Origin of the sequence: Cupriavidus sp. SK-3, from assembly GCF_000611145.1 — a bacterium.
In the GTDB taxonomy this organism is placed as follows: Bacteria; Pseudomonadota; Gammaproteobacteria; order Burkholderiales; family Burkholderiaceae; genus Cupriavidus.
In genome coordinates, this window is sequence record NZ_JFJV02000268.1 from 31,909 (window position 1) to 43,271 (window position 11,363).

Consider the following 11,363-nt stretch of genomic DNA (forward strand, 5'->3'; position numbering starts at 1 on the left):
GATTCGCGACCCCGGCACGGGAAACGAAGAATCTATGCGGCCCGCTTGGGCTTGACCCTGGCCGCGCCTTCATGGCCGGCGTCCCTCGCACGGTGCTCGAGCGTGTCCGTCAGCTTGTCGATGCAGCGATTGAACGTCTTGAGTTCCGCCTCGGTCAGCGTGGCCAGCAATGCCTTCTCCAGCGTATTGCCGCGCTCGTAGGTTCGCTTCACCATGCTCTCGCCCTCGGTGCTCAGGAACAGATTGATCTGCCGGGCATCGAGTTCGCCGATCTGCCGGCTCAGCAGCCCTTGCCGCACCAGCGCGCTGACCAGCTTCGACACCTGTGTCTTTTCGAGCAAGGAGAGTTCGATAAGCCGGCTCAGGGTCAGCCCCGGCTCCAGCGCAACCAGGCGAAGCACGCGCAGGTCCCGCACCGTGACGCCGAACTCGTTTTCGTAGAACTGCGAACCCGCCGCCTTGCTCAGCTCGCTCAGCCGATCGAGCCGGAACGACAGATATTCGAGGATGGGGTGGTCGGAGGATGGCATGGCAGGCTTCGGAGAATTGGTCGAACTCGACAACAGATTCTCGTTGCAATAGTTTCTTCGTGCAACTAAGCACAAATACCTAGGCCTTTGCCTTGAAGCGACAAGGGGTCGCCTTTCACCTTTCACCTTTCGCCTTTCGCCTCTCGCTTTTCGACGCGAAGCACCAAAGCAAAAGGCCTGCACGAATGCAGGCCTTTTGCTTTCTATCTTGGTGCCCAGGAGAGGACTCGAACCTCCACAGTGTTGCCACCGCTAGGACCTGAACCTAGTGCGTCTACCAATTTCGCCACCTGGGCTAGGTGAGGAGGCGCATTTTACCTAACGGATCGGAATTTGCAAGTGCTCCGCATAGCGAACCGGAAGAAAAATATCGCCTTGTCCCGAAGCGCATCGTGCAACTGCTGCCATCAACGGGACGATAGACAAAATCCCTCCCGGCCATGGGCCGGAAGGGAGCGGTCAGGGAGAGCGCGGCAGGTACAACCCGCCCCGACCGGGAGGCTGCGGAACTTCCTCAGGCCTTGGCAGCCGCCAGCGCCGCGTTCAGCGTCTTGCTCGGGCGCATCACGGCATCCAGCTTCGCGAAGTCGGGCTTGTAGTAACCGCCGATGTCCGCTTCCTTGCCTTGCACGGCCGACAGTTCCGCCACGATGGCCTGCTCGTTGTCGGTCAGTTGCTTGGCCAGCGGCGCGAACTGCGCGGCCAGGGCTGCATCTTCGGTTTGCGCCGCGAGTTGCTGGGCCCAGTACATGGCCAGGTAGAACTGGCTGCCGCGGTTGTCCAGTTGCCCGGTCTTGGGTGACGGGTTCTTGTTGTTCTCCAGCAGCTGGCCGGTGGCGGCATCCAGCGTCTTGGCCAGGATCTTGGCCTTGGCGTTGCCGGTCTTGATGCCCAGGTCTTCCAGCGACACGGCCAGCGCCAGGAATTCACCCAGCGAGTCCCAGCGCAGGTGGTTTTCTTCCACCAGTTGCTTGACGTGCTTGGGCGCAGAGCCGCCCGCACCGGTTTCGTACATGCCGCCACCGGCCATCAGCGGGACGATGGAGAGCATCTTGGCGCTGGTGCCCAGTTCCATGATGGGGAACAGGTCGGTCAGGTAGTCGCGCAGGATGTTGCCGGTGACCGAGATGGTGTCCAGGCCGCGGATGACGCGTTCCAGCGTGTAGCGCATGGCGCGCACCTGCGACATGATCTGGATGTCCAGGCCGGTGGTGTCGTGGTCCTTCAGGTAGGTCTCGACCTTCTTGATCATCTCGGCTTCGTGCGGACGGTACGGGTCCAGCCAGAAGATCGCCGGCATGCCGGAGTTGCGGGCGCGGGTAACAGCCAGCTTGACCCAGTCGCGGATCGGCGCGTCCTTGACCTGGCACATGCGCCAGATGTCACCCTCTTCCACGTTCTGCACCAGCAGCACTTCGCCGGTGGCGATGTCCACGATGCGGGCTTCGCCGGCTTCGGGCACTTCGAAGGTCTTGTCGTGCGAGCCGTATTCCTCGGCCTGCTGGGCCATCAGGCCGACGTTGGGCACGGTGCCCATGGTGACCGGGTCGAAGTTGCCGTTGGTCTTGCAGAAATTGATGATTTCCTGGTAGATGCGGGCGAACGTGCTTTCCGGGATCACGGCCTTGGTGTCCTTCGGGCGGCCGTCGGCGCCCCACATCTTGCCGCCGATGCGGATCATGGCCGGCATCGAGGCGTCCACGATCACGTCATTGGGGGCGTGCAGGTTGGAGATGCCCTTGGCCGAATCCACCATCGCCAGTTCCGGGCGATGCTCGTGGCAGGCATGCATGTCGCGGATGATTTCCTCGCGCTTGGAGCTGGGCAGGCTTTCCAGCTTGTCGTACAGGTTGACCAGGCCGTTGTTGACGTTCACGCCCAGTTCGTCGAACAGCGCGCCGTGCTTGGCGAAGGCTTCCTTGTAGAAGATCTTCACGGCGTGGCCGAACACGATGGGGTGCGAGACCTTCATCATCGTGGCCTTCACGTGCAGCGACAGCATGACGCCGGTCTTGCGCGCGTCTTCCATCTGCTCTTCGTAGAAGTCGCACAGCGCCTTCTTGCTCATGAACATGCTGTCGATGATCTCGCCGTCCAGCAACGAAACCTTGGGCTTCAGCACGATGGTCTTGCCGCTCTTGGTGACCAGCTCCATCTTCACGTCGCGGGCGCGGTCCAGGGTCATGGACTTTTCACCGTGGTAGAAGTCGCCGTGCTTCATGTGCGCCACGTGGGTACGCGAAGCCATGCTCCACTCGCCCATGCTGTGCGGGTTCTTGCGGGCGTAGTTCTTCACGGCGGCCGGTGCGCGGCGATCCGAGTTGCCTTCGCGCAGCACGGGGTTCACGGCGCTGCCCAGGCACTTGGAGTAGCGCTGGCGGATGGCCTTCTCGGCATCGGTCTTCGGGTCTTCCGGGAAGTCAGGCACGTTGTAGCCCTTGGCCTGGAGTTCCTTGATGGCGCCGACCAGCTGGTGCACCGAAGCACTGATGTTGGGCAGCTTGATGATGTTGGTGTCCGGCAGCAGGGTCAGGCGGCCCAGTTCGGCCAGGTTGTCCGGGACGCGCTGCGCTTCGGTCAGGAATTCCGGGAATTCGCCCAGGATACGGCCCGCCACCGAAATATCGCTGGTGGTGACGTCGATCCCGGCCGGCGCGGTGAAGGTGCGGATGATCGGCAGGAAGGCGCTGGTCGCCAGCAGCGGCGCCTCGTCGGTCAGCGTGTAGATGATGGTGGGTTGCTGGGTACTCATTGCTTCTCTCAGGGTCAAGAAATGGGTTGGAGAACGCCACCGGCTGGGTCGCAGCCCGGCAGTAACGTCGAATTTTGCCTGATTTTGCTTCGGGGGGCTCAAACACGAGATGGCTTTTTGCATTATGAAATGCACAAAGCGCGCTTTGCCTGCCCGGCTGGTATCCCGGTACGGCCTCTTCTGGCTGCCTGCGTCCAGCGCGCAGCGTCTGTGGCAGCCTCGTGCGCGGGGCGCTACGGCGCCGCCAAGCGCCTTGCCATCGGCCTTCGGCCGGCCAGCAGTCTCGCCGATTTGGTGTGCCTCTATGACCACTTTTCCGCATCGCGCCAACCGCCGATACGTACGCATCGACAGGAGCTCGAGTGCAGCGCGCACCTTGCCGGCGCCGTCGCCGCAGTTGACGCCGACGCAAGTCCCGGAACCGCCTCTCGCTAGTAAAAACCCGATTTTCGGGCGTCTAACGCGCACGTCGCGCGATTAGCGCGCAAATTGCGCGAATTGAGCTTGTCCGGAGCATGGAGATCGCTTAATTTTCAGGCACCAAATACAGGAGACAACATGGCTACCACCATCGACCGTGACACACACGGCGCACGCCAGACGAAGAAGGCGACCGCGAGCGGCTGGATCGGATCGGCGCTCGAATACTATGACTTCTTCATCTATGCGACGGCCGCGTCCCTGATCTTCCCGCAGATCTTCTTCCCCTCGGGCAACCCCAAGATCGCGATCGTCGCCTCGCTGGCGACTTACGGCGTCGGCTACATCGCACGGCCAATCGGCGCATTCTTCCTGGGCCACTGGGGCGACACCCACGGACGCAAGACCGTGCTGGTCCTGTGCATGTTCCTGATGGGTTTCTCGACGATGGCGGTCGGCCTGCTGCCGACGTATCAGCAGGTCGGCATGCTTGCCCCGGTGCTGCTGGTCGTCCTTCGCCTCATCCAGGGTTTCGCGGTGGCCGGAGAGATTTCCGGCGCCAGTTCGATGATTCTCGAGCACGCCCCGTTCGGCCGGCGCGGCTACTACGCCAGTTTCACGCTCCAGGGCGTGCAGGCCGGCCAGATCCTCGCCGCCGCGGTATTCCTGCCGCTGGCCTACTACATGCCCGCCGATGCCTTCAACGCATGGGGCTGGCGCATTCCCTTCCTGCTGAGCGCCTTCGTGCTTGTCGCCGGCTTTATCATCCGCCGCGAAGTCAATGAAACACCGGCATTTGCCCAGGAAGCGAAGGGCAGCGCCGTGCCTCGCTCACCGATCATCGAAGCCTTCAAATACAGCTGGAAGGACATGATCCGGGTGGTATGCGTAGCCCTGATGAACGTCATCCCGGTGGTCGCCACGGTGTTCGGCGCGGCTTACGCGGTGCAACCGGCCTATGGCATTGGCTTTGAAAAGAGCCTTTATCTGTGGATTCCGGTCGCGGGCAATATCCTCGCCGTGCTGGTCATTCCGATTGTCGGCAACCTGTCCGACAAGATCGGCCGCCGGCCGCCGATCATCGTCGGAGCGCTGGGCTCGGGGCTGCTCTCGTTCGCCTACCTTTACGCCATCAGCATCCATAACGTGCCGCTCGCGATCGTCTCGTCGCTGCTGATGTGGGGCGTGGTCTACCAAGGCTACAACGCGGTGTTCCCGAGCTTCTACCCGGAGCTGTTCCCGACGCGCTCCCGCGTTTCGGCCATGGCCATTGCCCAGAACATCGGCACCGCCGTCACCGCCCTGCTTCCGGCGCTGTTCGCCATGGCAGCGCCTCCGGGCTCGGCCAACATCCCGCTCACCGTCGGCGCGATCACCCTGACCGTCACGATCATCGCCGCGATCGCCGCATGGAGCGCACGAGAGACCCATCGCATCCGCATGAGCGATCTCGGGGAGCCCGGCGCGGCTCCCATGGACAAGCAGGACTATGACCGCTTGCGGGAAGAGACCATGGGCGAAGCGAAAGCGATCAAGGCACTCGCCTGAGGCCGCCTGCGGCCCATCAAGACAAATCAAAAGATATCAATAAATAGCAATAGATATCCAATAAATAGCAAAAGCCAACCGGAGAAATATCAATATGAAAAAAGCCGCCGCCCTGCTTATCCTGGGGAGTGCAGCATGGCCAGCATTCGCGCAACAATCCGGCGTCACCCTGTATGGCCTGATCGACACCACGATTCGTTTCTCCACCCACGAGAATGCTGCCGGCAACAGCAAATGGCAAATGACAGACGGCGAGCTGACCGGCAGCCGCTGGGGCCTGCGCGGCACCGAAGACCTGGGCAACAACCTGAAGGCCTTCTTCATCCTGGAGTCGGGCTTCAGCCCCGATACCGGCACCAGCCAGCAAGGCGGCCGCCTCTTCGGACGCACGGCGGTGGTCGGCCTGGACGGCGATCTGGGCAAGCTCGCCCTCGGCCGGCAGTACACCCTTGCGCACGAGATCCTGTCCTCCTACGAGGCCATGGCTTTCGCCAACAACTCCATCGTCGGGTACCAGGGAGGCAACTACACCGGCCTGCGCTACGACAACACCATCAAGTACATCAAATCCTTCGGCGGCCTGCAGGTGGCCGGCGCCTACACCTTCGGCGAGGTCGCCGGCAGTACCTCCGCCAGCAACGCCACTGCCGGCTCGCTGGTCTACAGTTCCGGGCCCATTGAGGTTGGCGCCGTCTACCAGGTCACGCACGACGTCTCCTCCGCCTTCTTTGGCGCCGTGCCCGCTTCGCAGGCCAGCAAGCAGACCGTCTGGGGCCTGGGCGGCACCTGGAAGGCCGCGCGCGCGCAGTATTACCTGGGCTATACCAACAACCGCCTCGATGTCGCCGACTATCGCAACAACGTCGGCTATGTGGGCACCCGCGTCAACCTCACCGAAGCCCTGAGCCTGATCGGAACCTTCCAGTACGACTGGCTCAAGCACGCCGGCGAAAGCGGCAAGCGCCTGACCACCGCGGCCATGCTGGACTACAACTTCAGCAAGCGGACCGATGTCTATATGGCGGTCGATTACACCCACCTGAGCGGCGCATGGATCCCGCTGAACAGTTCCCCCACCTTCATCAACAGCGGCAATACATTCGGCAACAGCACACGGCTGGGCGTCATGGCCGGGATACGCCACAAGTTCTGAGCGCTGCCAGCGCCCCCTCCAGTTACACGAACAAAAGCCAAAACGCCGCCCGCATGTTGTGGTTGCCCTCCCCGGCGCTGCGGCATGAAGGCGGCGTTGCGCGCGCCAGCCTTAGCTGACGCCTTTCGGAAGCCACATAATGCTCGACATCCTGGCCATCATCGCCCCGATCTACATCGCCATCCTGATCGGGTACTCGATGACCCGCGCGGGGATCTTCGCCAAGGCCGACATGCGCGTCTTCGGCAGGTTCGTGATCAATCTGGCGTTGCCGGCGCTGTTGTTCCGGACGTTGTCGCAACGGCAGCTCGGGGAGATCCTGAATGTCAGCTACCTGCTCGCCTATTTCCTCGGATCGTGGGCAATGGTTGGCCTGGGCTATCTCTGGTGCCGGCGGGCTGCCGGGCTGAATCCAGCCACCAGCGCTTTCTACGCGATGGGCATGTCGTGCTCGAACAGCGGTTATGTCGGCTATCCCATCCTGCTGCTCACCCTCGCCCCTGTGGCCGGCGTATCGCTTGCACTCAACATGACGGTGGAGAACCTGCTGCTCATCCCCTTCCTGCTCTGCATGGCCGAGAGCAGGCAAGGCGGCGCCGGGCAATGGCGTGCATTGGGAAAATCGCTGATGCGGATGGCCTATAACCCGCTGATTATCGGCTTGCTCGCGGGGCTCGCCGTGTCGATACTCGGATTGAAACTGCCCGGGCCGGTGGTACGCACGGTCGATATGCTGGCGACCGCCTGTAGTGCCCTTTCCCTCTTTGTCATTGGCGGCACGCTGGTCGGGCTTCCCATGCGTGGACACGGCTCGCGGATTGCGCCGATCGTTGCTGGCAAGCTGGTGCTGCATCCGTTGCTGGTTTTCGTGGCGATCACGACGGTGCCGATGCTCGGGCTTGGGGAGATCGAGCCCTCGCTGCGGATGGCGGCTGTGCTGATGGCGGCCATGCCAATGATGGGAATCTATGCGACGTTGGGGCAGGTCTATGGGCAGGAAGATTTCAGCGCGGTGACATTGCTGGTGACTACGGTTGTATCGTTCTTTACGCTGAGCGGGTTGCTTTTGGCATTAGGAAGATATTGGAGTCTGGCGTGACGGCCGGACGGATGTGGGCAACCTGATTGCCCGCGAGGTCGTCCGCCGGGGAGCAGCGGAGCCGGAATCAGGCAGACAGATCTAAAAGGACATAAGAAAAAGGCGGATAACGCCCTCCCGCTTCGCCTGCCACGTACGGCCGAGGTGGCCGTACCCGGGAATGCCAGGACCGATTCGACATCCCGGGAAGGGCATAACATTAGCTCAACTCCGTCATACATATCGGCATAGGACGTTCCGGCATATCGCTTACTACACTACCGGGATCTCAACGGCAGGCTCGACTATGCACCGCCGGTCGCCGACCTTGCGGCGCGGGGATTTCCTCTTGCCGGCGGCCGGGTCGACTACGTAGGCCATCGCACCGTTGCGGTGTTGATTTACCGCTACGCGTTGCACCAGATCGATCTTTATGTGTTCCCGGCGGGAGTGGGAGAGTCCGCCTCCGCTGCCTATTCGGCCGACGGCTATTCGATGGCCCGCTGGCAACAGAACGGCATGACCTTCTGGGCCATCACCGACGCTGAACCGGAACACCTGAACACCTGAACACCTGAACACATTCGTGCAGGCGATGCGGAAAATGCAAGGTGACTAGCGTATTGCACCAAAAGCAACCGGACTTATTGTTCGCGGCCTGCTCCCATCCGTCCGGGATGGCTGGAGCGATTCCAGGTGCGGGAAGACACTGCGCTGCCCTGATTTGCACATCCTGGCGACGGCTCACCCCTTCTTCCCCAGCCGCGACGCCATACGAGCTTGGGCTGTCATCCGCCGATTTTCTTGAAAATCGCTTGACCCTCTCGTAGCGTCACGGTTTACGATGCCTTTCACTTGAAGAGAGGGAAGGCATGCTTCTGAAGATTGGCGAACTCGCCCGGCGCACGGGCCTGACCGTGCGCGCGCTGAGGCACTACGATGAGATTGGCCTGTTGGTGCCGCAACGGCGCGCGGGATGCCAACTCAAACCGGGGTAGTCCGACCAGTACAGGACAGCGTGGCGCGCCACGCCAGCCTGCGGGAATAAGCCGGGCGTTCTTGCAGTTCTACAAGTGCATGGCGAACCAGCTCTCGGGAATGATCGATGTCCGGGAGGCCGGGCCGGCATGCAAGCCCGGACGCAACCATCGACGCAATGCGCCCCGGAGGCTTCCCCTACTGCATTTGGAGATCGTCATGAAAATCCTTATTTCGGCGGCTGTCGCCGCCTTGGCATCATTCGCGGCCCTGGCCCAGGCATCCGGCATCCCCGCGGATACCGCAATCGCAGACAGCAAAACCCACATCACCGGGCCGCGCGACCCCTACGCCGATGGTGCGAAGGCAAGCAAGTTCGATGTCTATGCGGACGGCGCGAACACTACGGATCGCCGCGATCCGTTCACGGACGGCGCGCACAACTGAAACACAGCGCGAAGCGCAGGCGGCTTGACGGGAAACGGCGGGCTGCGGCCCGCCCCGTTTGCGTTTGCGCTTGCCCGGCTAGGAAGTCCGATTGAAAAGCGCGGAGGCGTGGCTAGCCGCGGCCAGTTCCGCAGCGGCACTAAGCAGCGCCGGGCCCAGCTCTTTCATGCGTGCCTCGCTGAGTCTGCTAAGGGGGCCCGCAATGCTGATCACCCCAATTGCGGGATACCCCCGGCGCTGAACGGGCGCCGCCATGGCCGTCATTGCCGGGGCGAACACTTCATTGATGGTGGCATAGCCGCGCTCCCGTGCCTTGTGGATGAAGCCCAGCAAGGCTTTGACGGTGGTTGGCGCATTGGGGCCATATTGCCTGGGCTGGCCGAAGCCTTGCTTCAGCACCAGTTCAAGGGCGCGTTCATCCGTCATGGTCTGCATCCAGGCATGTCCGGTTGCGCTGCAGGAAAGAATGGTGTCCATGCCCATGTCGGGGTCATAGCGCAGCCCCCTCAGCGCCCCTTGCGCCTTGGCCACCCAGGTCAGGCGGTCCCCGTCGACGATGGCCAGGCGAACGAGTTCGCCCGACGTTTCCGCCAGCCGGTCCAGCCTTGTCTGGGCAATATCGACAATGCCGGAAGTCGCGAGAAAGCCCAGTCCCATCCCCACCAGCTTGGTCGTCAGTATGTAGTCGCCGTGGTCCCGTAACTGGCGCACATAGCCCGCGTTCTTGAGATCGACCAGCAGGCGATGGCACGCGCTGCGCGGGATATCGAGATCATCGGCGATGGCGGCCAGAGGAACGGCCTCGACCTGGGTACAAAGGTATTCGAGGATTCCAAGTGTGCGCAGTACGCCTGACATGGTGAGCTCCCTGCCAATGCAATATATAGTTTTTTACTATTCAACAAAAAATCCAATACGTCAAGTTTGGAATGACATTCCTAAACCGCTGCTAGCATGCATTCACCGCTCCAACCGGCACGAAGGCAACGATGTTGGACGGATTCATACGGCACCGGATGGCAATGCTGCATCCATCCCCGGCAAGAGACGACAGGAGACAAAATGACTGAAGAGACACCGCGCCACGCCGATGCGGCAATGCGCACGCGCGCCGTCGCAGCCGCCACCATTGGCACCGCACTAGAGTGGTTTGATTTCACGCTGTACGGGGCGTTGGCGGCTACGATTCTGCCCAAGCTGTTCTTTCCCGCGATGGAGCCGACATCCGCGCTCCTCGCATCGCTGGCCACGTTCGGTGTCGGCCTGGCGGCGCGGCCTTTGGGTGCGATCATCTGCGGCCATCTCGGCGATAAGCTGGGGCGCCGCAATCTGCTGCTAGGCACCGTCACGATCATGGGTCTGTCTTCCGTGCTGATGGGCTTGCTCCCCACCTACACACAGATCGGCGTCTGGGCACCGGTGTTGCTGGTACTGCTGCGCGTTCTGCAGGGCTTCGCGCTCGGCGGCGAATCGACCGGCGCGCAACTGATGGCAATCGAGCACGCCAGTCCGGACCGGCGCGGCAAGTATTCCGGTTTGCTGGGCCTGTGCTCGCCATTGAGCCAGATCCTTGCCAACGGCGTATTGCTTCTCCTCGCCTCCACGATGTCAGCGGAATCCTTCGAGTCCTACGGATGGCGCGTGCCGTTCCTGTTGAGCTTCGTCCTGGTGATCGTCGGCGTGTATATCCGCCTGAAAGTCAATGAAACGCCGGCATTCGTGGAGCTCAGCAAGAACAGGGTGGCGCAAGCCGGTAATCCGCTGCGCGACGCGTTCCGGTTCCATTCAAAAACGGTGCTGCGCTGGATGCTCTTCTTTTGCGGACCCGCGGCGATTTTCTATCTCATCGTGGTGTTCTCGCTTAGCTACATCACCAAGACGCTTGCCGTGCCCAAGCAGACCGGCTTCCTGCTGCTGATGGGTGCCAACGTCTGCGCGATTTTCGGTGCGCTGGCGGGCGGCATGCTTAGCGACAAGATCGGCCGCAAGAAGGCGCTGGCCATTGGCTCCATTGCGACGCTGCTGATCCTGTTCGTCTATTTCCAGATCCTCGACACCAGGAGCTTCCTGCCGATGCTTGCCATCATGGGGCTTTTCCTCGGCTTCACCCAGTTCCAGAGCGGCATCCAGCCGGTCGCGTTCGCCGAAGCATTCCCGACCAATGTCCGCTACTCGGGATCCGCACTAGCCTACACGGGGGCAAACCTGATAGCCGGCGGTCCGATGCCGGTCGTTGCGGTATGGCTCCTGTCAGTCTGCAATGGATCACCGTGGGGCGTCGTAGCGGTGTGCGTCGCGTTCAACCTCATTTCGCTGGCCATGATTCTGACGGCGCCCGAAACGCGCGGCATCGACCTGAACCGCGCGGAAGCGCCGGGCAACATGGCCGCTGACGCTCCTTTCCTCCCAGTTGGCACCAGCCAGTCCCGCTAATCCACGACGCCCCCCGCCCCCCCC

General features: G+C 62.1%; 9 protein-coding genes, 1 tRNA gene and 1 pseudogene. 7 read left to right on the forward strand and 4 right to left on the reverse strand.

The features are described 5' to 3' along the window. Positions 1 to 32: 32 nt before the first annotated feature. From CF70_RS29395 to CF70_RS29405, 3 genes are all read right to left on the reverse strand, one after another. Complete coding sequence (locus CF70_RS29395) at positions 33 to 530, reverse strand: MarR family winged helix-turn-helix transcriptional regulator (RefSeq protein WP_051649206.1); 498 nt, start codon at positions 528 to 530, stop codon at positions 33 to 35. A gap of 209 nt (positions 531 to 739) precedes the next feature. Further along, a tRNA-Leu gene (locus CF70_RS29400) sits at positions 740 to 826 on the reverse strand. Between the two features lie 218 nt (positions 827 to 1,044). After that, on the reverse strand, positions 1,045 to 3,282 hold the full coding sequence (locus CF70_RS29405; RefSeq protein ID WP_035873710.1) for an NADP-dependent isocitrate dehydrogenase: 2,238 nt from the start codon (positions 3,280 to 3,282) through the stop codon (positions 1,045 to 1,047). Between the two features lie 558 nt (positions 3,283 to 3,840). On the opposite strand from CF70_RS29405, the gene CF70_RS29410 reads away from it, so the two are divergent. The 6 genes and pseudogenes from CF70_RS29410 to CF70_RS29430 all read left to right on the forward strand — a co-directional run bounded on the left by CF70_RS29410 (position 3,841) and on the right by CF70_RS29430 (position 8,906). Next, positions 3,841 to 5,250: an MFS transporter gene (locus CF70_RS29410; RefSeq protein WP_035873713.1), complete on the forward strand. Its 1,410-nt coding sequence runs from the start codon at positions 3,841 to 3,843 to the stop codon at positions 5,248 to 5,250. 94 nt (positions 5,251 to 5,344) lie between these two features. After that, the gene (locus CF70_RS29415) at positions 5,345 to 6,403 is read left to right on the forward strand and encodes a porin (protein WP_035873716.1); all 1,059 of its coding nucleotides are present in this window, start codon (positions 5,345 to 5,347) and stop codon (positions 6,401 to 6,403) included. Positions 6,404 to 6,542: 139 nt separating this feature from the next. After that, a complete protein-coding gene (locus tag CF70_RS29420; protein ID WP_035873719.1) occupies positions 6,543 to 7,502 on the forward strand; it encodes an AEC family transporter in 960 nt (319 codons plus the stop codon). A 372-nt stretch (positions 7,503 to 7,874) separates the two neighbouring features. Beyond that, positions 7,875 to 8,051: a hypothetical protein gene (locus CF70_RS38825; protein ID WP_349675127.1), complete on the forward strand. Its 177-nt coding sequence runs from the start codon at positions 7,875 to 7,877 to the stop codon at positions 8,049 to 8,051. A gap of 302 nt (positions 8,052 to 8,353) precedes the next feature. Continuing rightward, positions 8,354 to 8,455 (forward strand): annotated as a pseudogene (locus CF70_RS35445) (MerR family DNA-binding transcriptional regulator); the annotation flags it as partial. Between the two features lie 223 nt (positions 8,456 to 8,678). After that, the gene (locus tag CF70_RS29430) at positions 8,679 to 8,906 is read left to right on the forward strand and encodes a hypothetical protein (protein ID WP_035873720.1); all 228 of its coding nucleotides are present in this window, start codon (positions 8,679 to 8,681) and stop codon (positions 8,904 to 8,906) included. Positions 8,907 to 8,984: 78 nt separating this feature from the next. Here CF70_RS29430 and CF70_RS29435 read toward each other — a convergent pair whose 3' ends face one another. Continuing rightward, positions 8,985 to 9,764 carry an IclR family transcriptional regulator gene (locus CF70_RS29435; RefSeq protein WP_035873727.1) on the reverse strand — a complete coding sequence of 260 codons (780 nt, stop codon included), beginning with the start codon at positions 9,762 to 9,764 and terminating at the stop codon, positions 8,985 to 8,987. Positions 9,765 to 9,968: 204 nt separating this feature from the next. On the opposite strand from CF70_RS29435, the gene CF70_RS29440 reads away from it, so the two are divergent. Beyond that, entirely contained in the window at positions 9,969 to 11,339 is a 1,371-nt protein-coding gene (locus CF70_RS29440; protein ID WP_035873737.1) for an MFS transporter, read from the forward strand. Positions 11,340 to 11,363: the final 24 nt, after the last annotated feature.

What these genes read in the sequence shown, in the direction of transcription:
- CF70_RS29430 (WP_035873720.1), top strand. Translation starts at nt 8,679, where the DNA reads ATGAAAATCCTTATTTCGGCGGCTGTCGCCGCCTTGGCATCATTCGCG.
- CF70_RS29440 (WP_035873737.1), top strand. Translation starts at nt 9,969, where the DNA reads ATGACTGAAGAGACACCGCGCCACGCCGATGCGGCAATGCGCACGCGC.
- CF70_RS29410 (WP_035873713.1), top strand. Translation starts at nt 3,841, where the DNA reads ATGGCTACCACCATCGACCGTGACACACACGGCGCACGCCAGACGAAG.
- CF70_RS29415 (WP_035873716.1), top strand. Translation starts at nt 5,345, where the DNA reads ATGAAAAAAGCCGCCGCCCTGCTTATCCTGGGGAGTGCAGCATGGCCA.
- CF70_RS29435 (WP_035873727.1), bottom strand. Translation starts at nt 9,764, where the DNA reads ATGTCAGGCGTACTGCGCACACTTGGAATCCTCGAATACCTTTGTACC.
- CF70_RS29420 (WP_035873719.1), top strand. Translation starts at nt 6,543, where the DNA reads ATGCTCGACATCCTGGCCATCATCGCCCCGATCTACATCGCCATCCTG.
- CF70_RS29405 (WP_035873710.1), bottom strand. Translation starts at nt 3,282, where the DNA reads ATGAGTACCCAGCAACCCACCATCATCTACACGCTGACCGACGAGGCG.
- CF70_RS29395 (WP_051649206.1), bottom strand. Translation starts at nt 530, where the DNA reads ATGCCATCCTCCGACCACCCCATCCTCGAATATCTGTCGTTCCGGCTC.